Here is a 25,381-nt window from a genome sequence, read left to right on the forward strand (position 1 = left end):
GATGTGACGTACGTTATCCGGTTTTGCGGCTGGCGCGATTCTTGCGTCGCGAAGCCAACTCGTCTTCCGGATTGGGATCACTTTCGCCGCCGTCAGCCCGCTCGGCGGGGAAGTCGGCGATCGTTCCGGTGAGTTCACGCATCGCGCCACTGACTGCGATGCCGAATACGCCCTGCCCACCCTGGAGGAGGTCGACGACCTCTTCGGGAGACGTGCATTCGTAGACGGTGGTGCCGTCGGAGAAGAGTGTGATGTTCGCGAGATCGCGCACGCCGCGCTTGCGCAGGTGGTCGACGGCAACGCGGATGTTCTGCAGTGAGATGCCGGTATCGAGCAGACGCTTGACGATTTTCAGGACGAGGATGTCCTTGAAGGAGTACAGACGCTGGCTACCTGATCCGGCAGCGCCACGGATGGACGGAACAACCAACGACGTTCGTGCCCAGTAGTCGAGTTGGCGGTACGTGATCCCAGCGATCTGGCACGCGCTGGGCACTCGATATCCGACGAGGTCGTCGGGGATGGAATCATCCGGGAACAGGCCCGGCTGCAGCTCTTCGGAAGACATTTCTGCAGTCGGCTCGGCACTATCGGCTATGCCCGTTCCGCGCTCATTCGACTGTTCTTCCACTGCCGTCTCCCTCTCGCTTCGCCATCATGTAACCAACCTGTGCTATCAGCAGTCACGAGAATCCCGTGCCGACCGAACTTTCAGATGTGAATCCAAGGCAGGTAATTCCATGAGTGGACTTACCCAGAGTACGCCTCGATCGACAAGGCGAGAAGATCTCCACCGCACGCAACGGTAAGACCACGAGGGTGCTCGGTCAACGCAACACGCCGACCGAGACTCAACCTCTACTTGAGAGTTGAAGACTAAAGCCTGATTACGGACAAACAGGACTAACCGTCAGTTGCCTTGAAGTCGTCCGGCGAGATGGTGTCGAGGAATTCCTTGAACTTCTCGACTTCGTCTTCGCGCTCGTCGGGAATGACCAGGCCGGCTTCGGCGAGAACGGCTTCCGACGCGAAAATCGGAACGCCGATCCGCAGGGCCAATGCAATCGAGTCCGACGGACGTGCCGAGACAGTAGTCTGCTCGTCGAAGACGAGATCCGCATAGAACGTGCCCTCTTGCAGGTCCACGATCCGCACTTCCTTGAGGCTCCGGCCGAAAGACTCGATCAAGATCTTGATCAGGTCGTGAGTCAGCGGCCGCGCCGGCTCGACTCCCTGTTGTTCGAGAACAATCGCGGTAGCTTCGGTTTGCCCGATCCAGATCGGCAGGTACCGATCGCCGTCGGACTCTCGCAGCAACAGGACCGGCTGATTCTGAGGCTGCTCGACACGAACTCCGATCACACGCATTTCGCCCATCGAGCTTGCCTCCAACCTGACGTGATCCAGCCGACCGGCTCCGATGCGGTCGTACTGAAATTCTATTCGAGTGTGCCCCGCTGATCGAGGAACTCAGCGATCGAGACTTCCCCGAACCGCCGATTTGACCAGACACGTGTGCAGAGTCAACGACAGCGCGGCCAGTTCCCGGACCATTTCCTCGGCGCGATCACGCGCTCCGGCGTCACGACCCTTGGCAACCGGTCCGGCGATCTGGGTCACCAGTCCCGCTTCGCGATCGGCAGCCAACTTGAACGCCCGTAGATGGCGAACCTCCAAGCCGTACTCGGACATCGCCTTCGCGGTGCGCGCCAATGTCACGGCGTCCTCGTCGAAGAAGCCTGCTGCGCCGGGAACGACCAAACCGGTGCGGATCAGATCGGTCAGAAACCGATCGTCGATGTCGGCGCGCGCGAGAAGATCCTGACGACCGACCCGAACTTCGCGATCGACTCGGAAAGCCTCGGGTGAGACATCGCCCGTAGCGATCGACAGGACGCGGGCACGACGAGGCGCAGGAACTTCTGCACTCACCGTCGCTGCGCCACTGTCGATCGCTTCGAGTTGTTCTTTGATCACTTTGAGCGGCAGGTACTGATCGCGTTGAGCGGTCAGCACGAAGCGAAGACGCTCGCAGTCCTCGACAGAGAATCTGCGGTATCCCGACGGTGTCCGTTGTGGGCTGATCAAGCCCTCGGACTCGAGGAAACGGATCTTCGAAATCGTCACGTCGGGAAAATCTGGACGCAACCGATCCAGCACGGAACCAATCGACATTCCGGGCTGGCTCTGCTGCCGCACTGCCGTCATTAGCTACCCGCACCTGCTGACGACTCGCCGACCTGCGAACCGCCGGCACGAGGGCCGGTGAGGAACACCAGACGGAACTTGCCGATCTGAACCTCGTCACCGTTCGCGAGAACTGCCGAATCGACAGGCTCACGGTTGACGTAGGTGCCGTTGAGGCTTCCGACGTCGACGACGTGGAAATCTGCATCTTCCTGACGGAACTCGGCGTGACGACGGCTGACGGTCACGTCGTCGAGGAAGATGTCGCTGTCCGGGTGTCGACCTGCCGACGTCGTCGGCTGATCGAGCAAGAAGCGGGATCCTGCATTCGGTCCCCGCTTGACCACCAGAAGTGCGGCTCCGGCGGGAAGGCCTTCCACGCCCGAAACCGGCTGCTCGGCGGCCGGTGCTGCAGAGGAGGTGTTGTCGAGCTCATTGAGGAAGTCCGCACGGAAAACCGAAGTGGTCTCCGCCGGCGACTCCCCATAGCCCGCGTCGTTACCGTTCTCGCTCACTGTTTCTCCTCCTGGGTCAATCATCCAGATCATGAATCACTGGACTACGCAGTGCACTTTCTTCACGAGCATCTTTCACAGTCACGTTCGATACGGCCCTGCGCCCCGACTCGGCACATGCGTACCTAACGACCGTACCCTGCGCAGACCGCCGTGTGCAGCGAGACAGGCCGCGACACAACACGAGTTGGCCGGTCCACGCGCAGGTTTTCTACTCGGACGTGAGCCCCTTGTATGCCTCCGCGTCCAGAGTTGCCGCCAGAGCGGCGTCGAGTGTGGCCTCGTCGGCAACCTCGAGCTCGACCAACCAACCCGTGTCGTACGGATCGGTGTTGACGAGGTCAGGCTGTCCGTCCAATTCACCGTTGGCTGCAAGAACTTTCGCAGTGAACGGAGCAAAGATGTCGGAGACGCTCTTGGTCGACTCGACCTCACCGAGCGATTCACCGGCGGTCACGTCCTCGTCGACAGCGGGAAGCTGGACGAACACGACGTCACCGAGCTGCGACTGAGCAAAGTCGGTGATACCGACTCGAACTGAGGTCGGGCCGGTTCGCTTCACCCACTCGTGCTCCGCGGTGTAGCGCAGATCGGTAGGTGTATCGAGCTCACTCACAGTGGCTTCCTTTCACAGGCCGTCCGAAAGTCGGACGCAAAAAGATCAATTTCCGGGTTGAGCGTATTGGCGCGGATTCAATTGTCGCAAGACGGAGATCGTGACCTGCTGCGATTGCTCGACGGACGACGTTCCGCCGTTGCGTGCGACATTGTCGAAGACGCCTCCGGGAATGTTCAACGCTGCCGCCAATGTCGGCGGATCCCCGATCGCGGTCACAGTGTACGGCTGCTCGATCCGGGTTCCGTCCAATTCGATCTCGCCGCCGCGCCCACTCACCCACGAGTTCACGCCGATACGAATGGGTTCGCCGTTCGCACCGGCAATCGAGATGGCCTCGGCACCGGCAGCACGCAGTTCCTGGATGAGATCGAGAATCACTTCCGATCCGACGCCGCCTGCTGGATCTGTCAGGGTCATCGTCACACCCGGTCCGGTAGCGGGAGCGGTCCCCACTTGAATGGAGAGCGAGGTCAGCCGCGCCCGCGCCTCGTCAAGCGCTGCTCCCGTGTTTCCGCCGGCTTCCAAAGTGGCAAGCGATTCCTGAAGATTCGCGACTTCCTGCCGCAGCGCGGCTTCGCGACGATTCAGGTTGTCGAGAACCACCAAGAGGTCTGCAGGGCGCGCGGCGTCGAGTGAATCTCCGGCCACGGTGCTGCGTACCTGTGTCGCAATCGCAACGCCGAGCACGCCCAGGAGCACGGCCGCGAGGATGGCGAAGACGACGTTGGTGCGGTGTTTCGACGGTGAACGCAACTCGTGACGACCTTCACTCGTGGTCGTGACGGGTGGTTCTTCGGGTTCAGTCGTGACGTGGTCGGACATGGCTCACGCTCCGAACAGTCGTCGTCGCAAGGCCGCTGCGTTCCCGAAGATCCGGATACCCAGTACGACGACGATTGCCGTCGAGAGTTGAGTACCCACACCCAACTGATCGCCGAGCCAGACGATCAACGACGCGACGAGCACGTTGAAGACGAAGGAGACCACGAACACCTTCGCGTCGAAGATCTCGTCCAGATACGCGCGAAGTCCGCCGAAGACGGCGTCGAGCGCTGCAACGACAGCGATCGGAAGATAGGGCTGGATGACGTCGGGCACCTGCGGGCTGAAAACAACGCCCAAGACGATGCCGACGACCAGTGCTGCGAGTCCGTACAGGGCGGAACCGGCCTTCATCGAACTCCTTCTGTCACTTGGGCTCTGTGGGTTCTGTTGCCACCCGGACCGCGCGAGGCGTTGCAGGCGGCAGTGTCAACGAATCGTCCTCGGCCACCGCGAAACCGACTCCGTACAATTGCGAGACGCTCGACATTCTCACGTAGGCGTCGCTGACGACGAACTCTCTCTGCAGCGCGCGCGTGTCGCCGATCGCCTCGACGCGGTACGGCGAGAAGACAGGTTGGTTGTCGACGAGCATCGCGCCGCCCGCCTGACGGATGGTCACCGTCGGCCCGATTCGCACGCCGCCGACGGCAATTGCCTCCGCTCCGCCCGCCCACAGGGCGTTGACGACGGTCTGCAGATCGCGATCGAGGACAACGGTCTTACCGCCGACGCTGCGCTGGGACGCGTCGGTGAGGTTCGGGCGTCCGGCCGGGTCCGTCAGGGTCACGACCAGACCTTCTCCGTGAACAGCTTCGGCTCCTGCACCGGATTCGACCGCTCGCAGTTGATCGAGGACCGCGCTGCCGCGTGTATCGCCTTCGAGCGCCACGCCGCGCGCGGCGTCCACGTCACCGCCGAGTGAATCGCGGGACGTGGCCAGCGAATCGATACGATCCTCGGCGTCACGGACCTTGGCCACCAACTCGCTTCGAACCTCCTCGGTACCGGTCACCTGTTTGGTGGCCTGCACTGCGGACACCGTGACGATGAACCCGATCAACAGTGCGCCGAGAGCCAGCCACGGCCCGGTTTTCGAGGATCTGTTCTTGGTGTGCTCGTGTTGACGTTCGAATGCCGTTGCTTCGTAGCCCGGATCGAGATGCTCGGTCATGAGCGACCGAAGCAGCGACGGTACCGGGTTACGACGGACGTCCTCCCCGGTCGACTTCATCGGGGCACGACCTCGTGTGTTCGCGCCACGTCGACGGCCTTGAGCACGTAGATCACGGCAGTCCACACGTAGAGGACGGTTCCCCAGATCAGGAAAGCGAAACCGAAGGCATGGGTGAACGGTCCGATGGCCCAGTCTCCGTGTCCGGCAAGAATCAACGGCAGCGCGAACATCAGCAGGAAGGTCGCGGCCTTACCGAGATAGACGACCTCGGGCGGCGGCAGTCCACGCCGCCGGTAGATCGGCAACGTCAACGCGAGTAGAAGATCACGTCCGATCAATATCGCCGCGACCCACCAGGGAATGAAATCGCGGGCGACGAAGGTGACGAGTGTCGTGACGACGTAGAGACGGTCGACCAGCGGGTCGAGAAGCGCTCCCAGACGGGAGGTTTGTCCGAGCACTCTGGCCAACTTGCCGTCGAGCCAGTCGGTGAACCCGCTGAGCATCAACAGTGCCAATGCCCAGCCGTCCGAGTGCGTGACGAGCAGTAGATAGGCGAACAGCGGCAGAGCGAGTAGACGCACGATACTGAGCACATTGGGAACAGTGAGAATCCGATCCGTGGGGACCAGTTCTTGTTCGCCAGAGTTCACTGCACACACCTCGCGTCGTTCGATTGCCGTGCGGCCAGCTTTCCACAGCACGACTGACTATTCGCCGAGGCGCCGTAGCCCGAACTGTCCCGAGCGTGTCGAGCTGGTCTTATCGCCAGGCGAACACCGGTTGCTCGAGGTTGTCGATGCGCGTGGTCCGTCCGTTCAGAACTTCGCGGAACTGATAGATGACGGCTCCGGTCGGCGCATGGATCAAGCTCGTTCGGAACGGCCATTGAATCACCGGGTTCGGTGACTCCTCGATGGTGACGAATCGCGAGTCCACGTCGAGCTCCTCCGACGTCACGGCATACACCTGGGCCACCTCGTCGGGATTGGGTACCAGTCCCCCGATGTCCTCACCGGACCAGACGACGAACGGTCGGATCACAAATCCCGAACGGGTGACGTAGTCGTCGAGCCGGCCGATGATGTTCGACTCAGGGACGTCGACGCCCAACTCCTCGGACAGTTCCCGAACCGCTGCTTGTTCGGACGACTCGCCCGGGTCGACGCTTCCGCCCGGCAACGCGAACTGACCGGGGTGGGCGCGCATCTTGCTCGGCCGCTTCGTCACCGGAAACACCGGTGTTCCGTCCGCAGTCCGCATGACGACGATGACCACCGACGCCGAGCGCCTTCCGTCCAATTCGACCGACCGAGGTTCGAAGGCGGCTAGTGAGGCGGCCACGTGGTCCCGATTCAGTAAATCTCCGTTCACCATGGCTCGACAGTAGCGCCACGAGACTGAGACCCCCAGCCAGTCTGGTCCATTTTGACCGCTTCGCCTGATTATCGGTCTGTATTCCTGTCATGCTGAACAGGCAGAATCCACCGTGCGGCATGGCGAGAAGAGAACGTCGATGGCTGAGCAGTCCCAGACCCCCACCCCACAGACCGACCAGAGCGCGCCGGGCGCGCCGAATCGGGCCTCCCGCTTCGCCTCCGAAGCGCTCAGTGTCCTGCGGCGCGTGCCGTTCACCGCGATCGTCGTGCTCACCATCACCGTCGTCGGGATCGCCACCGGTGCGTTGTGGAATCACGTCCGTACCTACTCGTGGTTCGACGACATCGCCTACGGAGTCCCTGCCTTGCAGGAAGGCAAGTGGTGGACTCTCGTCACGGGGTGGTTCTTCGGATTGACGCCGGGTCAGTATGTTTCGATCATCGTCGTCTTCGCCCTCGCGGTCGGCTGGTGCGAGTGGCGCCTGGGCACCAAGAACGCGGCCATCGTCACGATCAGCGGTCAGTTGGCGGGCGAAGTGGGTGCATCGCTCCTCCTCTGGGCCGGCAGCCACACCGACTGGGATTGGGCCCGCAACCTCGCCACCCACCGCGACGTCGGTGTCACCACCGCCATCATCGCCGCACTCGCCGCAACAACCGCAACTCTGCGCTCGCCCTGGCGAATGCGAGTGCGCGCCATCCTGTGTGCGTACATCGCCATCGCATTTCTCTTCGAAGGCCGCCTCGCCGACGTACAGCACCTCATCGCGGTCGCGATCTTCCTCCCGGTGGGCGAGAAGTTCTTCGGCGACGGAGAGCGTGGGTTCATCCCCCGAACCCGACGTGAGATCCGTCTGCTCGGATTCATCGGCCTGCTCCTGATCGGCGTGGTCGAGATCGCCGTCTGGTTGTTCCCCGGAAGCGGACCGTTCGGGCCGACGGAAGCCGAAACCGGTTCGGGCTGGACCGCATTGGTCGACGTGATCATCGTTGCCCTGATCGCGGATCAGTTGCGACGAGGTCGCCGCTGGGCCTGGTGGGTTGCTGTGGCCTTCGGCTCTCTGACGGTTTTGGCCACCGCCCTCGTCCTCGGTTCGGTCATCTTCTTCGACTACGAAAGCGCCGGCGCCGTCACGGTCGGTACCGCGCTACTCTGGCTTCTCGAACTCATCTTGTTGATCAAGGGCCGTCACGCTTTTCACGTGCCGATGCGGCGCAAGATTCGAGGCGGGCCGCTGTCCGGGAACGATCCTCGCGCCGCTGCTCGGGAACTGCTCAAACAGCACGGCGGCGGAACCATGTCGTGGATGACGACGTGGGACGGCAACAATTACTACTTCGGTGAGTCGGGTGAGAGCGTCGTTGCATTCCAACGACATGTCGGTGTCGTCGTCGTTCTGGCCGATCCGATAGCGAGCCCCGACAGGCTTGCCGCGGCGGTCGACGAATTCACGACGATGTCCGAAGCCAACGGCCTTACTCCTTGCCTGTTCTCCGTAGGAAGGGAGACGGCCGATGCCGCCACACGGCGCGGGTGGCGCACCGTTCAGGTCGCCGAGGACACGATCGTCGACCTACCGGAATTGCAGTTCACCGGGAAGTCCTGGCAGGACATCCGCTCGGCGCTCAACAAGGCGAAAAAGGACGACATCACCTTCCGGATGACAACACTGGCAGACGAACCGTTCTCCGTGTTGGCTCAGGTACGCGCCATCTCGGAGGAATGGGTGGGCGACAAGGGACTACCCGAGATGGGGTTCACTCTCGGCAGCGTCGAGGAGGCGCTCGATCGCGACGTCCGGGTCGGCTTGGCCGTCGACCCGACGGGAAGCATTCACGGCGTCACCTCGTGGTTGCCGGTGTACGGCGAGGGCGGCGTCGTCCGGGGTTGGACCCTCGACGTCATGCGTCGACGCCCGGACGGGTTCCGCCCCGTGGTCGAATTCCTCATCGCATCGTCGGCTCTCGAATTCAAAGAACAAGGTGCCCAATTCGTCTCACTGTCCGGAGCACCACTCGCCCGCAGCGACGACGGCGCCGACGCCGCATCGATGGACCGCCTGCTCGACATGCTCGGAGCCGCGATGGAACCGCTCTACGGCTTCCGGTCGCTTCACGCGTTCAAGAAGAAGTTCAAGCCCAGATACGAACCCGTTTTCCTGTGTTTTCGCGACGAAGCCGACCTGCCTCGGATCGGAATCGCACTGACGCGTGCATACCTACCCGACGCGACGGCTCCTCAGCTGATCAAGCTCGCCACCAGCAAGAGCTGACGCCGTGCGGTCCTGGTTCGAGCACACGGTCGTCGACACCGGCAGACTCCCACTGTTCTTCCTTCTACTCGCCTTTGTTCTGACGTTCCTGTTCATTCGATTCAGCGTTCGAATGATCCGGGCCGAGGTCTCGTGGTGGCCGGGCAATGTCACGCCCGGCGGAATGCATATCCACCACATGGTTTTCGGCCTGATGATGATGCTCGTGTCCGGTTTTGCCTTCATCGCTCTGGCCGACTATCACACCCCGATCGCCAACTGTGTTCTCGCGTCGGTGTTCGGTATCGGCAGTGCGCTGGTGCTCGACGAGTACGCACTCGTGCTGCATCTACGCGATGTCTACTGGGCCGAGGAGGGTCGCTCGTCCATCGACGCGGTGTTCGTTGCCATCGCGATCTCATTCCTTTTCCTTCTCGGAGTCCACCCGATCGGGTTCGCGGGAGAGTTCGACCCGTACGAGCAGGACCGTAGCCTGGCGACGTTGATCGGCGTCGTCGTCGCGATCGTGATCCAACTCGGACTCGCAGTGATCACGTTGATGAAGGGCAAACTCTGGACCGGCTTGATCGGACTGTTCTTCACCCCGCTTTTGTTGGTCGGCGCGATTCGATTGAGTCGCCCGGGTGCGCCGTGGGCGCGTTCGCGTTACCGCGACAAGCCCGCCAAGATGAGCCGGGCAGTCGCCCGTGAGCAGCGGTATCGCGAGCCGATGATCCACGCGAAGATCTACGTTCAGGAAACGGTGTCGGGAAGTTTCGGTTCTACTCCCCCGACCCCACCACCGCTCCCCGTCGTCGACACCACGACGCCTACGACGAAAGTCGGACTATCACGGCGGCTTTCGGACAGAATTCGCTGGCGCCGAACTCGCCGACGATTACGAACAGTCCCGGTCTGGCGCCTCCCCGTGATCCTCGTCGTTCTGTCCGTCGTCACCGCGAACATCCTCGTCGGGATCGACGGAGACCTGGTGAGCGACGGCGACGTCGGTACCATTTCCGAGGGCGTGGACGCCGGGGCCACCGCAACGCTGCTCAGCGTCATCGCCGGCGGGATGATCACTCTCACCGGTCTGGTGTTCACCGCCATCACCCTCGCAATGCAGTTCGGCGCCTCGCAGATTTCGGTGCGGGTGGTCCCGATGCTTGCGCAACAGCGAGTGATGCGGTGGTCGATCGGCATGTTTCTGGCCACGTTCGTCTTCTCCTTGATCATTGCGCTCGATCTGGCGCTCGATTCGGAGAATTCCTCACCGACCATCTCAACGGCGATCGCACTGCTTCTGGCATTGGCCAGTGCGATCCTGTTCATCGCGTTGGTGGCGAAGGTCGGGTCGATTCTCAATTCCAGTCGGTTGCTGCGTTGGATAGCGGCCCAGGGTCGCAGCGCGACGATTCGTGCCTATCCGCTGTACGAGGACTTGCCTTCCGGCGCACCGAAACCCAGTCAGCCGCTCCCCCTCCCCCAACCGCGCGAGTCCGAAACCTCCGAGAGCGCCGACGCACTGGTGATTCGCCTGCGCCACCTCTCACCCGACGGCCGGATTCTGCTGGCGATCGATCTCGCACGATTGCAGCGTTTGGCCGGCCGCTGGGACGTCTCGGTCGAGGTCGTCCCCAGCATCGGCGAGTTCGTCGCCCAGAACGCGCCCCTCTTCGAGGTACGCGGACCGTCGCTGAAGGTACGTCCTGACACCTTGATGTCGTGCTTGATCTTCGGTGACACGCACAGCCCGGTCGTCAGCCCCGGTGCAGCGCTTCAGTCGATCGTGGACATCGCGCTCAAGGCACTGTCACCCGCCATCAACGACCCGGGCCGAGCCGTGCAGGCTCTCGACCACATCGAGGACCTTCTGGTACTTCTCGCCCCGCGGGTCCGCTTCGACACGTCAACCTCGGATCTCACGCTGATCCGAGGGCAGCAACGCACCTGGACCGATTACGTGTCCGTCGCCACCGACGAGATCCGGCACTTCAGTACCAATTCCGCGCAGGTCCAGCGTCGTCTACGCGCGGTATTCGCGACCTTGCTCGAAGCCTGCCCGCCGGACCAGCACCCTCCGCTACTAGAGCGCGTCGACGCACTCGATGCGCAATTGACCCGAGAATGGACCGGCGCACTCGACCTTCGGCTCGCGAGTGTGGCAGATCCGCAGGGATTGGGCTCCGAGGCCGGGGCGACCGGAAGAATTCACCCGCTGATCATCGGGTCTTCGGAACTTCCAGACGATCGTTCATTCGGGCAGACCGAGTCGCGTTCCCAGCCAACCTAATTGACTCGCCAATCCAGCCGACCACACCTGGAAGCTGTGTCCTCCGTCGACCTCGGCGTACTGGACGTCCATCCCTGCGGCTTTTGCGGCTTCGTAGAGCGTTTGAAGACCTGGGCGGTAGTCGTTGTCCTGTTTGCCGACTACGAACACTCCGGCGCTGTCGGGGAACTTCTTCTCCCGGAGCAGATCCTGCGGATTCACTGCCACGAACGCGGCTTCGTTGCCGCCGAACGCTGCATCGACCGTCTGCTTCCGATCACCGAGGGTGGGTTCGATCTGACCGGACAGATCCAGGAACGTCGGATACACCGCGGGGAAGTTCGTTGCCATCTGGAACGCGCAGGTACCGCCGTAGGAAAGTCCCCCGATCGCCCACTTCCTCGGGTCGGGATCCACCTGGAGGTTCCCGCGCACCCAGTCGGGAACATCGCGCGAAAGGTACGTTGCGACGTTTCCGAGTTGGGAATCGACGCAGAGCGGATTCGCCAGTTCCGACCCGGTCCCGTCAGCAACGACGACAACGGGAGCCAAGCCCGAATGCGCAGCGGCGTAGGCGTCCATGGTCTGGACGAGACGTCCGCCCTGTAGCCAGTCCTCGGGCGCGCCTGGTTGGCCGGCAAGCAGTACCAACACCGGCAACTCCGGTCGTGGGTTGGTGAAATACGCGGGCGGTAGGTAGATCTCGGCGTCGCGGGCGCTGAATCCGGAGACCGTCCCCGCAATCGTGACCGTGCTGACCTTGCCGGTCGACGGCATGTCCGCTGGAGCCTTCCATTGCGAAACCGGTACCGCGCCGTCCTTGCCGTCGTCCAGGTCGGCGAGTGAAACCTTCTCCGCGTCCGAGAGTCCCAGCGCTGTTCCCAACGTCGGATACGACTGGAACTGCAGATTCACGTGAGCCGCGCTCGACACGACCACCAGGAGCACGGAGACGACGGTGAGCACGCGGCCGTCGAGTCGCGTCGCCGCAAATATCCGCGAAACACCCAGCAGCGCGCCGAGAATGCCCAACCCGATCCACACGTAGACCGGACGGGCAATCGGATCGGGGAACGGGTGCCATACCTTCTCGATCAGCCAGTACAGCACGAGAGTGATCGCAATTGCCGCGACGATGCAGACCGGAATCGAGATCAGCACGTGACGCCTCGATCTCGAGAAGATCAGCCACAGAAGTGCCAGAATTCCGAGCACCGTCACCACGGGCGGGACCGGGCCCGTGACCAGCGACAGATCCGTGATCGTGTGCACGTCGTCTCCCGTCGCAGCCCTGTTTAGACAATATCCAAGAACAAGACATTTCGGAGCTGATGGCGTCAGATCACCGCGTTCGACGCCTGGGCACGTAGGTCTCGGGCCAAGTGATCCCGACGCTCGAGAACAAGCCGCCGCAGCGACGCGGGCGCGTCTGCGTTGGCCTGGATCCAGGCATCGACCGCAGAGGTGTCTTCAGCTGCCGGGAAGAGTCCGTTCACCAACCGTCGCGCAATCTCGATGCTGCGTTCGGACCACCACTTCCCCAAGGACGAGAAATACTCACCCGCATATCCCTCGATCAGTGACGCGTCCGTGCCCGAACGGAATCCGGCGATCGTCGCATCCAGGCGGTCGTTCGAGAGTGAGGCATCGGTGGTCGCCGACGCCCAGGCAGCCGCCTTGGTCGCGGCATCGGGAATCGACGCCGCGGCGCGGACGTACGCAGTTCGACCCGCCGACGTGCTGTCCTTACTCAGCTCACCGTCGAAGTCGCTCACACTCGCATGGCCGGTCGCGGACAGGGCGATCCACAATGCCCACCGCAGATCGGGATCGAGAGCCAGTCCGACCGGTCCCGGGCACGTGCCGCCGAGTATCGACCGCAACTCGTCGGCGCGAGCGTCGTTGACCGCTGCGGCGGCCGACAGGGCCCGTGCCCAGGCCAGCTGTCTTCCGGACCCCGGTTCGGCTTCGAACACCGCCTTCCAGGTCGTTTCCAACCAGCCTGCACTGACATTGGGCCGCAAGCTTTTCGGAACGTAGTGAAGAACCGCGTATTGGGCATCGGTCAGAATCGAGCTGAGAATCGCAAGATCTGTCTCTGCGGGCGCGAATCGTTCCACCATGTCGAGGTATCGGAACACCGAGAGTTGCGCATCACGCACCGAGTTCCACAGCGACGACCAGATCACCCCGCGCGCAAGCGGATCGCTCACGCGGTCCAGGGATGCCTCGACTGTCGACAGTGATCGCTCGTCCAAGCGGACCTTCGCGTAGGTGAGGTCTTCGTCGTTGAGCAGTGTGAGCGCCCCAGATGGAAGGTCCACGGAAGTGCGGGATTCGGTGATGTCGAGTTCGACGCGTTCGGTGCGAACAAGATCTCCGGACTCGTTGTAGTCGTAAATTCCGACTGCGAGCCGATGCGGCCTCGGGTCCGTCTGGACCACATCTGTTCCATCGAGCGACAGCGTGGACACTCCGGTGGTCTGCAACCAGATTCGTGCCCATTCGCGCACATCGCGTCCGGAAGTCTCCGCGAGCACGTCGAGCAGATCGACCAGCGTGGTGTTCCCGAATGCGTGAGCCTTGAAGTACCGTCGAGCCGCTTCGAAGAACGCGTCACGGCCGACAAACGCAACAAGTTGCTTGAGGACGCTGGCGCCCTTGGCGTAGGTGATTCCGTCGAAGTTCAGCTTCGCAGCTTCGAGATCGACGATGTCGGCGACGATGGGGTGAGTGGTCGGCAGCTGATCTTGGAGGTAAGCCCACGCCTTCCGCTTGATGGCGAACGCTACCCAGGCATCGGTGAAACGCGTGGCTTCGGCGCTGACCAGCGATCCCATGAAATCGGCGAAGGATTCCTTGAGCCACAAGTCGTCCCACCAAACCATGGTCACCAGATCGCCGAACCACATGTGCGCCATTTCGTGCAGGATCGTGTTGGCGCGGCGCTGATGCTGCTCGTCGGTCGCGGAGCCGCGGAACACGTATGCCTCGGTGAAGGTCACCAATCCCGGGTTCTCCATGGCGCCGAGGTTGTACTCGGGGACGAAGATCTGGTCGTACTTGCCGAACGGATACGGATAGTCGAAGTGCTCGGCGTAGAAGTCCAGCCCCTGACGGGTGATGTCGAAAACGTTGTCTGCATCGAGATGAGGAGCCAACGACGCCCGGCACAAAGCGCCCAACTCGACAGTGAGGTCGCCGCAACTCCACGACGACGCCACCCGGTGATACGGCCCGGCCGCGATTGCGGTGATGTAGGTCGAGATCGGCAGCGTCGGTGCGAAAGTGACGCGTTGTCCGCCGTCTACGGAGTGGGTCTGGGTCGCGGGCTGATTCGACAGGACTTCCCAGCCGTCAGGTGCTGTCACCTCGAATGTGAAGGGCGCCTTGAGGTCCGGTTGCTCGAAGCAGGCGAAAACACGTCTGGCGTCGGCGGGCTCGTATTGCGTGTACAGATACGTCTGATCGTCAGCGTCGTCGACAAATCGGTGCAGCCCTTCGCCGGAACGGCTGTAGTTACCGTGAGCTGCCACCCGCACGACGTTCGATCCACCGAGTCCGCGCACCACAATCCGGGACCCGTCGTACTCCACGGGAATCGACACACCGTCGACGTCCACGGAATCGACTGCAGCACCGATGAAGTCGAGCCATGTGGACTCCGCCGACGACGTCAGATCAATTGTCGTGACCGTCGAAAAGGTCTTCACGGCGGAGTCGACCGCCGATCGCAGATCCAACTCCACCCGGTAACCGGCGACGGAGATGGCTCGAGATCGTTCGGCGACTTCGCTTCGATTCAGGTTCGCTGTACTCACGCACTCGATCCTGCCAGGCCGCGCGCGGCGATGTGAGCCGCAGTGCGCCTATCCCTTGAAAGCGCCCTGCCAGACGGTGTCGAACGGCGTGTGCGCCGAGACTCGGCCTTCGATGCCCGCCGTGACGAACTTCTTTGCCAGGGCGACGGCTTCGCCCACGTCGGCGCCCTTCGCCAGCTCCGCGGTCACTGCGGCGGCCAGCGTGCAACCGGCACCCGAGACGCGCTCTTCACCGACCTTGGGGGCGGAGAGAACCGTCACGTCGGTCCCGTCGAACAACACGTCGACAGCGTCGCCACCGGCGAGTTCGACACCACCCTTTGCGAGCACGTACTTGGGCCCGAGGTCATGGATACGACGTGCGGCCTCGATGAGGTCGTCCACGCTTTCGATGCTGTCCATTCCGGCGAGGGTGCGTGCCTCGAACAGGTTGGGTGTGACGACGGTGGCGAGCGGAAGAATCGAATCACGAAGTGCTGTATCGGTATCGAGAGCCGCGCCGGGCTCCTGGCCCTTGCAGATCAGGACCGGGTCGAGGACGACGTGGCGCCAAGACTGCCGACGCAATCCCTCTGCCACAACCTCGATCGTGGCAGGCGTGCCCAACATGCCGATCTTGACGACGTCCAGATCGTGAGCTGCCGTGGCAGCCTCGATCTGATCAGCGATCACGTCAGGGGCGATCGGCACGAAGCGGTGACCCCAGTTGTTCTTGGGATCGAACGAAACGATGCACGTGGTGGTCGCTACGCCGTAGACGTCCAATGCCTGAAACGTCTTCAGGTCGACCTGCAGGCCGGCACCGCCAGTCGCTTCGGACCCAGCGATGACATAGGCGAGGTCAACCACAGCACAATCTCCTTCTTCGGACTTTCGAAACGTGCGTGGATGGCCACGAACGCGGGGCCCAGTTTATCAACCGATCCGACGTCCGGTTTTCGCCTATGCAGGCACCGGAGTTCCCCACGCAACGTCGTTGTCCTCGTAACCGAAGGGTGGGCCGACGAACTCGCCACCACAGGTGATCAGCGCGAGGGTTTCCGGTCCGTCGAGGCTGTTCAATCGCTCGACCGGCAGCTCGCCGTTCTTGCCGTAGTGATCGACCGCATCGATACGGTAGTTCCAGGTCTGTCCCCCGGTGCCAGTCACGGTCACGATCGAGCCGATTTCCAGTGTCGAGAACTTCTTTCCGAATCCGTCACCTTGATAGATGTCGTTGATGTGTCCGGTGATCACCACGGTGCCCGCGCCGGAGCCTGGAAAGGCCGAGTCCGCCCACCACCCGATCTCACTGACATCCTCGGGAGGAATGAGCGAGCCGTCCGTCGTCGTCTTGATCGACAGAATGTCAGCCGTGCTGTCGACTATACGAAGCGTGGTCGGGACATCCGGACCGTCGACCGCAGCGCGAACCTCGGGCGGCAGATCTTGTTGGCCGGTCGCGAGGACACGGGTCGGCGATTCACCGTCGTCAGAACATCCCCCGGTCAGGAGCGTGGCCACCACTACTGCAGCGGCCCATGTTCGACGGACCGTGGATCGAGGTGCCGCTGTCACTGGCGAGAAGTCGGGCCGGACGGGACCTGGGAAATCGGTACTCGGTTTCCGACGTCACGGCCGGGAAGGGCGTCACCGGAATCCCCACCGGAACCGTTGTCACCGCTGCCGTTTCCGCCACCGCTTCCACCGCCTCCATTTCCGCCGCCTCCATTCCCACCGGGGCCGGGGCCGGGGCATTCACCTCCTGGTTCGGTGGTGTCGCCTGCCAAGACGATCTTGACTGCCGAGAGGTTGACTGTCTGGTTCTGTGCCACTTGTCCAGGAGTTGTGACGTCGAATGCGAGCTTGGCGCGAACTGGAATGACCGAGCCGTCGTCGGCATCGGTGACCGTGGATCCTGAGCGACCAAGATCTTGAGTCAACGTCATTCTGGAGAGCAAATCCTGATCTCCGGTCAAGCCGGCGCCGTCGATCCGAAGGGTCCCTCGGACTGGACTACCGTGCGCTCTGATCGTCACCGACGCGCGAAACTCGAGAACATCTCCCGGTACGGTCCGCCACGCTTCGATCGAGGTGATCTTCGTTCCGGGCGAACCAGTCGAGATGTCGTACCAGCCGTCGATCACTGCCGGATCGAGTGACATCGAGTTGTCGTTGATTTCCGAATTGCATCGGTGGGTGAGCGCGACGGGGTCCGCCGATCCCACCGCGGGGAGCGCCGTCGACACAACAGTCGCCAGAACGAAGGCCGTCGCGGTGACGACCGCGGAACGCCTACCGAAGATTGTCATTCTCTCGCTACTCTTTTCCGCGGACCGCGGCTTCCGGTCAATTCAGCCAAAATACCAGTACAGCTGGACAAATAGGTCACATTTAGCGCCGAAATTTTCTCGTTTTCTGTGAACCTCGGTAACGAGCAATTCCTCCGCACACACATTCCGGCAAGGGGTACATCGCATCAACAGTGCCCAGAAGTTACATTTCGCCCGCACGCAGGCGCAGAACACTCTGATTTCTCACCGAAGCGGGCAGGCATTGTCGTTTCGAGACGGTCACCAGGTGGAACAACCATCGGTACAGCGTGCCGGGCACGTGTCCGGTCGCCCCACCGAATCAGTCGCCCCACCGAATCAAGGGAAACCGTCATGTCGGATACAACGTCAGTCAAGCAAGGATTCGCGGTAGGAACATCGATCGGGGCAGCAGTCATCCTGGTGACAGTCGGTATCGTGCAGTTCTTCCAAGGTCTCGCTGCCGTCGCCGAAAACGAAGTGTTCGTGGTCGGGATCGACTACGTCTATCAATTCGACCTGACGACGTGGGGGTGGATCCATCTCGTGCTGGGCGCGCTCGTCGCTCTCGTCGGTCTCGCACTGTTCACCGGAACGGCGTGGGCGCGGGTATCGGCGGTCGTGATCTGTGCCATCTCGATCATCGCGAACTTCTTGTGGCTGCCGTATTACCCCTGGTGGTCGACTCTCATCATCGCGCTGAACATCGTCGTGATCTGGGCTGTGTCGACATGGAAGCCCGCCCAAACGACGCACGCCGCTGCGCATGCACCGTCAACGCCGACTCGATCTGTTTGAGTTGAAAGCATGTGTAGGTGGATGGCGTATTCGGGAGAGCCGATACTGGCCCATGACTTGCTGTTCCGGCCACAGCACTCGCTGATCGACCAGAGCCTGCATTCTCAACTCGGGGCAACGACGACGAATGGTGACGGCTTCGGAATCGGTTGGTACGGGGAAGGGCCCCAACCTGCATTGTTCAAGAGCATCGAACCGGCATGGAACGACTCGAACCTGCGCGAGGTCACCTCTCAACTTCGCACTCCACTTCTGTTCGCCCACGTCCGCGCCTCGACGGGAACTGCGGTGCAGCGCAGCAACTGCCACCCATTTCGGCACGGCAATTGGATGTGGATGCACAACGGTTCACTACGCGGATTCCACGACATGAAAAGGGAATTGGTGACCGCAGTTGATCCGTCGCTCTTCCCGGATCTCGAAGGATCGACGGACTCGGAAACCTTGTTCTTCCTCGCGCTGACGTTCGGCCTGACCGACGATCCGTTCGAAGGTGTCGCGAGGGCAGTCGGATTTGTCGAGCACACGGCTCGCTCGCAGGGAATCGACAATCCGGTCCAGATGACCGTTGCCACGTCGAATGGCACCTCCACCTGGATCTTTCGCTATTCGAGCGAGAACCGGTCGAGGTCACTGTTCTTCTCCACCGAGATCTCCACGTTGCGCAAGCTCCATCCTGAGGTGGATGCCCTGCACCATCTGAGTGAGGAGACCCGAATCGTCGTATCCGAGCCTCTGCGCGACCTTCCCGGCGCCTGGAACGAGGTTCCCGAATCCGCCGCAGGCGTCATCCGGCCCGGACGGGACGAGATGCGGCACTTCGCGCCGATCCCCCCAGCGTGATGTCGCCAGACGCGGACATAGCTGCGAAATAGCCTGCCCTCGAAGCGCTTTCACGACGCTCGACTAACGGAAAACCCGGAAAACTAGTCTCCCGAGAGGATGAGCCGAAACGCCTGGCGAGCCTTCTCCGCATCCGGAGTGCCACCGGTGAGCAGATCGTTGTAGATGAACGACTCCCCCACGCGAACCAGCAGATAGGCCATGTCCTCAACAGGCAGATCGGGTCGAATCTGCTCCGGTATTTCGGCTTCGATCAGCCGCCGCACGGATTCGACCATCGTCCCCTGAACCGGCCCCAACCCCGTTGTGAGTATGCACAACGCCTTTTGCGGTTCGCGAGTGAGATACTCCCGGAAGAATTCGGTCTCGATCGTCGCCCGCGCGTGGTAAGTCAGGACGTCGACGACCTTTGACGCTCCGCTTCCGCCACACTCCTCCAGGCCCATTCGCCACGTTCGACGCGCCAGGGAATCGAGCACGTCACCGGTTATCGTGTCGCGATTCCCTGCGCGCCGAAACAACGTGGTCCGATCCACGCCCAACTCGGTAGCCAAAGCGTTCACATCGAGCGGTTTTCCCGCTGCGAACTGCCGACGGGCAGCGCTCAACGCTTCCGCGCGGATGTCACGTGTCTCGGCCATGGAGTGAATGTATCGCTGACGACATGCTGGTCGGTAGCCGGAGGCGATCAGCAGGGGTCACCAACGACTATCGCTGCAACATTCATTGACTTTGTTGCAGGTCAGTGTTTATGGTTCCCCGGTACGTGATTCCAGTCACAACAATTGAGTTGTTTACGGAGGAATGCGATGAACGATCACACGTGGACGACTCGACGATGAGCCCACTACTGCAAGTCCGAGGCCTCACGGTTGACATTGGGACGGAGACGATTTCGAACAGACTCCTCGATCGAGTGAGCTTCGAGTTGGGGGCCGGCGAAGTCACCGGCCTCGTGGGCGAGAGCGGGAGCGGCAAGACACTGACCGGACTCGCTCTGCTCGGCCTCCTGCCCCGAACGGCAACGATCAGCGGAAGCGTCCGCTTCGAGGATCAGGAACTTGTCGGCCTGCCCGCCGCCGAGTTGAGGAAGATACGCGGTCGCGACGTCAGTATGGTGTTTCAGGACCCGAGTTCGGCCCTCAACCCCTCCGTCACCATCGGCCGCCAGATCGTCGATGTCTTGAAGGCCCACCGTGACATCACGAAGGTCGACGCGAAGGGTATCGCAAAAGATCTACTTCACCAGGTCGGACTGGCCAACCCGAGCAGAACCTTGAAAGCGTACGGGTACGAGCTTTCCGGTGGGATGTGCCAACGGGTGATGATCGCCATGGCCCTGGCCTGCGGTCCGAAGTTGCTGATTGCGGACGAACCGACGACAGCGCTCGATGTGACCATCCAAGCTCAGATCGTCGACCTCCTTCGAGAACTGGCCGAACAACGCGATCTTGCCGTCTTGTTGATCAGTCACGACCTCGGCGTTGTCGCCGAGGTCGCGGATCGAGTCATCACCATGTTTCGTGGCGAGATCGTCGACGTCGCGCCGCGGGACGCACTACTTCGCCGACCCGCGCATCCTTACACGTTCAGCCTTCTCGAAGCAGCACGCTCGACATTCGAAAACATCTCCTCCCCGATACACCAGGCGCGAGGAGATTTCACCACCCAAGCCGCTTCACACAGCGAGGGTTGCCGATACCTCGCCCGGTGCGACTACGCCGAGGAGCGATGCGTATCAGATCATCCACTTCTGATCGGATCGTCGGAATCGGCGACGAGATGTCACCGCAGTTCCGACCTCGAGTTGATCGGACTGGTGAGTTGATGAGCAATACCGACATCATCGTCGATGTCCGGAATCTTTCCGTCGAGTACGGACGCGGACGCAAAGCTCTTCGAGCGGTCGATGACGTCAGCTTCTCCGTGCAGCGGGGTGAAACCCTTGCGATCATCGGTGAATCAGGGTCGGGAAAGTCCTCGACGGCTCACGCTCTGGCCGGCCTGGTGGGTACGGCCGCTGGCTCCATCACGATGAATCTCGGCATCCCGGCCTTCGGCAAGGGCGGAACGTCCCACCTCATTTTCCAGAATCCCACGTCGGCTTTGAACACTCGGATGAGCTCATGGGCTTGCGTGGCCGAACCAATGGCACCAGGCCGCATCCGCATCCCACAGTCGTTGCGGCCCAGAGCTGTCGAGCTGTTGCGACGGGTCGGTCTCGGAGCCGATCTTGCCGAGCGCCTCCCGACACAGCTCTCCGGCGGCCAACGCCAGCGCGTGACCATCGCGCGCGCACTTGCTTCCCAGGCGCCACTCATTCTCTGCGACGAACCTGTTGCATCCCTCGATGTTTCACTGCAGGAAGAGGTGCTGCGCCTTCTTGCCGATCTGCGAGAGGAGCACGACCTCACCTACATCTTCATTTCGCACGATCTGGGTTCGGTAGCACGGATCGCCGATCGCGTCGCAGTCATGTACCTCGGCCGAATCGTCGAGATCGGACCGGTTGCCACGGTCTGGAGGACTCCATCGCACCCCTACACGCAGGCCCTTCTGGCAGCGGCTCCGCATATCGACCTCGAACGGCGCAGTCGTCGAAAGGCACTGGTGCGCGGAGAGCTACCCGATCCGCGAAATCCACCGTCGGGTTGCCGATTCCGCACGCGCTGCCCGTTTGCGATGGATCGCTGCGCGTTGGAGTCGCCACTGCTTCACCCGACCTCGAATTCCGCGCACCGCACCGCGTGCCATCTGTCCTCCCCGGTTGCATCAACCGGAATCTCGAACCCGCCGCAGTAAGTGAGTGGCGCGCCAGACTCCCATTCCGACAAGACCGAATCGAAAGTCGCCATATGAATCCACGCTTGTCTTCGCAACCTCGAAATCCCATGACACTCTTCCACACTCGCGAAAAAAGCCACCCACGCGTGCTGATGGCCGCATTCGCACTTTCTGCCCTCGTGCTCAGCGGCTGTTCGAGCAGCGCCACCGGTGCCGCAGGCGGCACCGGACCTGTCGATCCGAACGCCGAACTCAAGGTCGCGACATCGCACGTTCCTGCCTCACTCGACCCATGCGCGGGAAATATCGGATACGACATCGACTACTTGCAGTTGATGTACGCACCACTGATCGATGCCGAACCTGCCACTCAGAAACTACGGCCGGGAATCGCGACCGAGTGGGGATTCTCCGGGCCGGACAACCTCACGTTCGAGATGACGTTGCAGAACGGATTGACCTTCCACGACGGTACAACTCTCGATGCAGCAGCAGTCAAAGCCAGCATGGAACATTGCTTGAGTCTCGGAATCGTTTCCGTCCCGACGATCAAGAGCATCGAAGCAAAGTCCCCTGATCGGGTAACGATCTCGTTGAGCTCACCGACCTCCGGCTTACCAGGATGGCTCAACGGCAGACTGGGAATGGTCGTCTCCCCTACTGCCCTGGCAGTAGCAGGAGCAGACTTCGCCAACAAGCCTGTAGGCGCCGGGCCGTACACATTCACCAGCGCAGTCCCGAACAGTTCATACATATTCAGTCGATTCGATGACTACAAACCGGCAGGTCCACCCAGCCCCCAGCTTGCCAAGATCCAGATCCAGGTGATCTCCAACCCCACAGCGCTGACCAATGCCCTGACATCGAACGCTGCGGATTTTGCCTACGGGCTCACACCGTCGAGTGCTCCGATCCTCGAACGCAACCCCAACCTGAACGTCAGTCACGACCCGAGACTCGGAGTTGCGCTCGTCGTGATCAACAACAAGAACCCCGTGGTCAACGATGTCCGGGTTCGTCTGGCGATGCAATATGCGCTCGACCGCAAGGCAATTGCGCGAGCTGCGCTGGACAGTTCGGAAGGAACTGCGGCTTTCGGGCAATATCCTCCCGGCTCGCAGTTCTACGACGAGGAGACTGAAGATGCGTGGCCGTACGACCCGGAAAAGGCGAAATCGCTGCTGACCGAGGCCGGGTACCCGAACGGGGTCACCGTGCGCGGATTGGCCGGCAATCTACCGCCGTACTCAACCAACGCCGTCCTTGTGGGAGAACAATGGGAGAAAGTCGGCATCAAGGTCGACTTCGTCGAAATGAGTGGACCACAGGCGATTACAGAGTTCGTGGCACACAACAGTGCAGACGTCTTCAGCGTGGGATGGCCCACGCGAGCATCCGCACCTCTCAACTTCGAAGCCTCACTGGGTTCGCGGTCGTACTTCCGGCAGAATTCCGTCCCCAACGAAGAGTTGGAGAAGCTGATCGCATTGTTGAACAACACATATGACGAATCCGCTCAGCTCGACATCGTCAAACGAATCAATCAAGTCGTGATCAAGTCGGCCGAGTACGTACCGTTGTACTTCACTCCCGACGTGGTCGCCTACACGAAGAACGTCCACGGCGCGGTTCCAGCACTGAACGGATCGCCCAATCTCACCTACCTCTCGAAGTCATGACGGCGACCGTCGTATCGCACGAGAATGCTGTGACTCCGGAGGCTGAGAGCATTCCGACTCGAAAACCTCACCGATCGCCCGTCAATCCTTACGTGCGGATGATCGCCGTCAGGTTCGCGCAGATGATTCCCACGGCGGTTATCGCCAGTTTCTTAACCTTTGCCCTCGTCCGGATCATTCCAGGCGGTCCAGCCGAGGCACTACTCGGTCCGAACGGTAGCGACGAATCGATCGCTGCACTCAACGAGCGCCTTGGATTGAATCAACCGCTGCTGGTCCAGTACTGGAACTGGGTGGTGTCGGCGCTGCACGGAGATCTGGGAACCTCGCTGCAGAACAGCGCCCCCGTCGGACCTCAGATCTTTGCCCGTCTGCCGGCGAGCGCGGAACTCGTTGTTCTCGCTCTCTTACTGTCCGCCGTCGTGGCCATACCTCTCGGAGTGTGGACCGCGACGCGTCAGGGTCGACGCAGCGATGGCCTGACCCGCACGATTTCTGGGATCGGACTCGCGGTGCCGGACTTCTTCCTCGCTATCGTGCTGGTCGACGTCTTCGCCCTCGGGCTGGGAGTACTTCCGGTGCTCGGCTGGGTGCCACTCGGGGACGATGTGATCGCCAACCTGAGCCACCTCGTCCTACCAGCAACGGCGCTTGCCGCCGGCGCAGCATCGATCGCGGTCCGGCAGACCAGGGCCGCAATGATCGAGACACTCTCCGGTGACTACGTGCGAACCGCGCGCGCGATGGGCATCGACGAGCGGAAAATCGTGTGGCGCTATGCGTTACGAAACATCGTCCCCACCATTGTCACTGTCTACGGATTGCTCGCCGTGGCGATGTTGGGTGCCACGGTCATCCTCGAGCAGATCTTCGTGCTGCCGGGCCTCGGCAGCGCTCTGGTCATTGCAATCGACACGCGGGACTATCCGATGCTTCAAGGCATCGTGTTGCTGTTCGTCGTGATCGTGCTTCTCGTGAACATCCTGGTCGACATCGTCAACAACATGATCAGCCCGCAATTGAGGAAGGGAACGATCTCGTGAGCCAACTCGTGGTGACCACTGCAGGCGAGACCCGTTCCAAACCGCCTCTCCGCCGACTGACGCCCGGCCTGTGGATCAGCTACGGCTTTCTGGGAACACTCATCGCGGCGTCCGCCTTGGCCTCGTTCGTGGCTCCGTACAGTCCGACCGATCAGAACCTGACCAACACGTTCGCCGGCCCGAGTGCACAACACCTACTGGGCACTGACGGCTTCGGCCGCGACGTGCTCAGCCGGCTGATCTGGGGAGGACGCTCTGCTTTCTTCGGCGTTGCAATTGCGGTCGCTGTCAGTCTGCTCTTAGGCATTCCGTGGGGACTGATCGCCGGATACTGGCCACGCTGGATCGGTGCGTCGCTCCTCCGGGTGGCAGACGCATTGCTGGCATTCCCCGGTTTGGTTCTTGCAGTGGCAATTACGGGCGTTCTGGGGCCGAGCCTGATTACGTCGATGTCCGCCCTCGGAGTCGTCTACGCACCCACGATTGCACGAATTCTGGCTGCCGGGGTCAGCGAAACGAGGAACCGAGACTTCGTCCTGAGCGCGCGACTCTCGGGATGTCCACCGCACGTAGTGCTTTTGCGTCATCTCCTTCCACACGCCATGGGTCCGGTTGTCGTTCAGGTGACTGTGCTCACCGGTCTGACCTTTCTCGCGCAGGCCGCCCTCTCGTTCCTCGGGTTGGGGATACAGCCGCCCACTCCGAGTTGGGGCGGCGACTTGTCAGATGCGTACTTGCATATCTTGAGCGCGCCACAACAGATTCTCCCCTCCGGCATTCTGATTTCACTGGTCGTCTTGGCCGTCTACCGAGTGGGTGATGCCGTCCGAGACCGCATGTATGTCAGAGGGAGATAGCTCACGAAGATCCCCTACCCAGCCTGATTCTCGACCACCACA

25 protein-coding genes are annotated in these 25,381 nt (G+C 61.8%); 9 read left to right on the plus strand and 16 right to left on the minus strand.

The window, feature by feature from the left end; genetic code table 11:
* Positions 1 to 13: 13 nt before the first annotated feature.
* The 10 genes from I7X09_RS24575 to I7X09_RS24620 form a co-directional block, all read right to left on the minus strand.
* Positions 14 to 568 (minus strand): MerR family transcriptional regulator, encoded by a 555-nt coding sequence (locus I7X09_RS24575; RefSeq protein ID WP_021344354.1) that lies wholly within the window; start codon positions 566 to 568, stop codon positions 14 to 16.
* Positions 569 to 903: 335 nt separating this feature from the next.
* Positions 904 to 1,377, minus strand: coding sequence for a bifunctional nuclease family protein (locus tag I7X09_RS24580; protein ID WP_003946194.1), 474 nt, complete (start codon positions 1,375 to 1,377; stop codon positions 904 to 906).
* Positions 1,378 to 1,470: 93 nt separating this feature from the next.
* Positions 1,471 to 2,208: a transcriptional regulator FtsR gene (gene ftsR, locus I7X09_RS24585; RefSeq protein ID WP_003946161.1), complete on the minus strand. Its 738-nt coding sequence runs from the start codon at positions 2,206 to 2,208 to the stop codon at positions 1,471 to 1,473.
* Positions 2,208 to 2,702: a glycogen accumulation regulator GarA gene (gene garA, locus I7X09_RS24590; RefSeq protein ID WP_003946166.1), complete on the minus strand. Its 495-nt coding sequence runs from the start codon at positions 2,700 to 2,702 to the stop codon at positions 2,208 to 2,210. Before garA ends, ftsR begins: the two co-directional genes overlap by 1 nt.
* Before the next feature lie 211 nt (positions 2,703 to 2,913).
* Positions 2,914 to 3,318 carry a glycine cleavage system protein GcvH gene (gene gcvH / locus I7X09_RS24595; RefSeq protein WP_003946160.1) on the minus strand — a complete coding sequence of 135 codons (405 nt, stop codon included), beginning with the start codon at positions 3,316 to 3,318 and terminating at the stop codon, positions 2,914 to 2,916.
* Between the two features lie 45 nt (positions 3,319 to 3,363).
* On the minus strand, positions 3,364 to 4,143 hold the full coding sequence (locus I7X09_RS24600) for a DUF881 domain-containing protein (protein WP_200314106.1): 780 nt from the start codon (positions 4,141 to 4,143) through the stop codon (positions 3,364 to 3,366).
* 3 nt (positions 4,144 to 4,146) lie between these two features.
* A complete protein-coding gene (locus tag I7X09_RS24605) occupies positions 4,147 to 4,497 on the minus strand; it encodes a small basic family protein (protein WP_003946178.1) in 351 nt (116 codons plus the stop codon).
* Positions 4,498 to 4,510: 13 nt separating this feature from the next.
* Positions 4,511 to 5,377 (minus strand): DUF881 domain-containing protein, encoded by an 867-nt coding sequence (locus tag I7X09_RS24610; RefSeq protein ID WP_200314108.1) that lies wholly within the window; start codon positions 5,375 to 5,377, stop codon positions 4,511 to 4,513.
* Positions 5,374 to 5,973 (minus strand): CDP-alcohol phosphatidyltransferase family protein, encoded by a 600-nt coding sequence (locus tag I7X09_RS24615; RefSeq protein ID WP_166810130.1) that lies wholly within the window; start codon positions 5,971 to 5,973, stop codon positions 5,374 to 5,376. The genes I7X09_RS24610 and I7X09_RS24615 overlap by 4 nt, the downstream gene beginning before the upstream one ends.
* A 109-nt stretch (positions 5,974 to 6,082) precedes the next feature.
* Positions 6,083 to 6,697 carry an NUDIX hydrolase gene (locus I7X09_RS24620; RefSeq protein WP_095970048.1) on the minus strand — a complete coding sequence of 205 codons (615 nt, stop codon included), beginning with the start codon at positions 6,695 to 6,697 and terminating at the stop codon, positions 6,083 to 6,085.
* A gap of 139 nt (positions 6,698 to 6,836) precedes the next feature.
* Here I7X09_RS24620 and I7X09_RS24625 point away from each other — a divergent pair, with 139 nt between their 5' ends.
* Together I7X09_RS24625 and I7X09_RS24630 are read left to right on the plus strand one after the other, a co-directional pair.
* Entirely contained in the window at positions 6,837 to 8,972 is a 2,136-nt protein-coding gene (locus I7X09_RS24625) for a bifunctional lysylphosphatidylglycerol flippase/synthetase MprF (RefSeq protein WP_200314110.1), read from the plus strand.
* Positions 8,973 to 8,976: 4 nt separating this feature from the next.
* Positions 8,977 to 11,244, plus strand: coding sequence for a DUF2254 family protein (locus I7X09_RS24630; RefSeq protein ID WP_200314112.1), 2,268 nt, complete (start codon positions 8,977 to 8,979; stop codon positions 11,242 to 11,244).
* On the opposite strand, the gene I7X09_RS24635 is transcribed toward I7X09_RS24630, so the two are convergent.
* The 5 genes from I7X09_RS24635 to I7X09_RS24655 form a co-directional block, all read right to left on the minus strand.
* On the minus strand, positions 11,206 to 12,495 hold the full coding sequence (locus I7X09_RS24635) for an alpha/beta hydrolase (RefSeq protein WP_200314114.1): 1,290 nt from the start codon (positions 12,493 to 12,495) through the stop codon (positions 11,206 to 11,208). The two genes, I7X09_RS24630 and I7X09_RS24635, sit on opposite strands and share 39 nt — an antisense overlap.
* A 65-nt stretch (positions 12,496 to 12,560) precedes the next feature.
* Positions 12,561 to 15,044 (minus strand): aminopeptidase N, encoded by a 2,484-nt coding sequence (gene pepN / locus I7X09_RS24640; RefSeq protein ID WP_200314116.1) that lies wholly within the window; start codon positions 15,042 to 15,044, stop codon positions 12,561 to 12,563.
* 48 nt (positions 15,045 to 15,092) lie between these two features.
* Positions 15,093 to 15,893: a bifunctional hydroxymethylpyrimidine kinase/phosphomethylpyrimidine kinase gene (gene thiD / locus I7X09_RS24645; RefSeq protein WP_003946192.1), complete on the minus strand. Its 801-nt coding sequence runs from the start codon at positions 15,891 to 15,893 to the stop codon at positions 15,093 to 15,095.
* 93 nt (positions 15,894 to 15,986) lie between these two features.
* Positions 15,987 to 16,601: a class F sortase gene (locus I7X09_RS24650; RefSeq protein ID WP_234036702.1), complete on the minus strand. Its 615-nt coding sequence runs from the start codon at positions 16,599 to 16,601 to the stop codon at positions 15,987 to 15,989.
* Positions 16,598 to 17,335 (minus strand): hypothetical protein, encoded by a 738-nt coding sequence (locus I7X09_RS24655; protein WP_200314118.1) that lies wholly within the window; start codon positions 17,333 to 17,335, stop codon positions 16,598 to 16,600. Before I7X09_RS24655 ends, I7X09_RS24650 begins: the two co-directional genes overlap by 4 nt.
* A gap of 354 nt (positions 17,336 to 17,689) precedes the next feature.
* Here I7X09_RS24655 and I7X09_RS24660 point away from each other — a divergent pair, with 354 nt between their 5' ends.
* Both I7X09_RS24660 and I7X09_RS24665 read left to right on the plus strand, forming a co-directional pair.
* Positions 17,690 to 18,133: a DUF7144 family membrane protein gene (locus I7X09_RS24660; RefSeq protein ID WP_200314120.1), complete on the plus strand. Its 444-nt coding sequence runs from the start codon at positions 17,690 to 17,692 to the stop codon at positions 18,131 to 18,133.
* A 21-nt stretch (positions 18,134 to 18,154) separates the two neighbouring features.
* On the plus strand, positions 18,155 to 18,976 hold the full coding sequence (locus I7X09_RS24665; RefSeq protein ID WP_200314122.1) for a class II glutamine amidotransferase: 822 nt from the start codon (positions 18,155 to 18,157) through the stop codon (positions 18,974 to 18,976).
* 83 nt (positions 18,977 to 19,059) lie between these two features.
* Here the strand turns inward: I7X09_RS24665 and I7X09_RS24670 are convergent, their stop codons facing one another.
* On the minus strand, positions 19,060 to 19,617 hold the full coding sequence (locus I7X09_RS24670) for a QsdR family transcriptional regulator (RefSeq protein ID WP_095970040.1): 558 nt from the start codon (positions 19,615 to 19,617) through the stop codon (positions 19,060 to 19,062).
* A 275-nt stretch (positions 19,618 to 19,892) separates the two neighbouring features.
* Here I7X09_RS24670 and I7X09_RS24675 point away from each other — a divergent pair, with 275 nt between their 5' ends.
* The 5 genes from I7X09_RS24675 to I7X09_RS24695 all read left to right on the plus strand — a co-directional run bounded on the left by I7X09_RS24675 (position 19,893) and on the right by I7X09_RS24695 (position 25,339).
* Positions 19,893 to 20,804 carry an ABC transporter ATP-binding protein gene (locus I7X09_RS24675; RefSeq protein WP_234036703.1) on the plus strand — a complete coding sequence of 304 codons (912 nt, stop codon included), beginning with the start codon at positions 19,893 to 19,895 and terminating at the stop codon, positions 20,802 to 20,804.
* Entirely contained in the window at positions 20,804 to 21,778 is a 975-nt protein-coding gene (locus I7X09_RS24680) for an oligopeptide/dipeptide ABC transporter ATP-binding protein (protein WP_200314125.1), read from the plus strand. The genes I7X09_RS24675 and I7X09_RS24680 overlap by 1 nt, the downstream gene beginning before the upstream one ends.
* Positions 21,779 to 21,912: 134 nt before the next feature.
* The gene (locus tag I7X09_RS24685) at positions 21,913 to 23,439 is read left to right on the plus strand and encodes an ABC transporter substrate-binding protein (RefSeq protein ID WP_200314127.1); all 1,527 of its coding nucleotides are present in this window, start codon (positions 21,913 to 21,915) and stop codon (positions 23,437 to 23,439) included.
* Positions 23,436 to 24,482 carry an ABC transporter permease gene (locus tag I7X09_RS24690; RefSeq protein WP_200314129.1) on the plus strand — a complete coding sequence of 349 codons (1,047 nt, stop codon included), beginning with the start codon at positions 23,436 to 23,438 and terminating at the stop codon, positions 24,480 to 24,482. The genes I7X09_RS24685 and I7X09_RS24690 overlap by 4 nt, the downstream gene beginning before the upstream one ends.
* Positions 24,479 to 25,339, plus strand: coding sequence for an ABC transporter permease (locus I7X09_RS24695; protein ID WP_200314131.1), 861 nt, complete (start codon positions 24,479 to 24,481; stop codon positions 25,337 to 25,339). The genes I7X09_RS24690 and I7X09_RS24695 overlap by 4 nt, the downstream gene beginning before the upstream one ends.
* Positions 25,340 to 25,381 lie beyond the last annotated feature (42 nt).

Source organism: Rhodococcus sp. P-2 (genome assembly GCF_016598535.1).
GTDB classification, from domain to species: Bacteria; Actinomycetota; Actinomycetes; order Mycobacteriales; family Mycobacteriaceae; genus Rhodococcus_F; species Rhodococcus_F baikonurensis.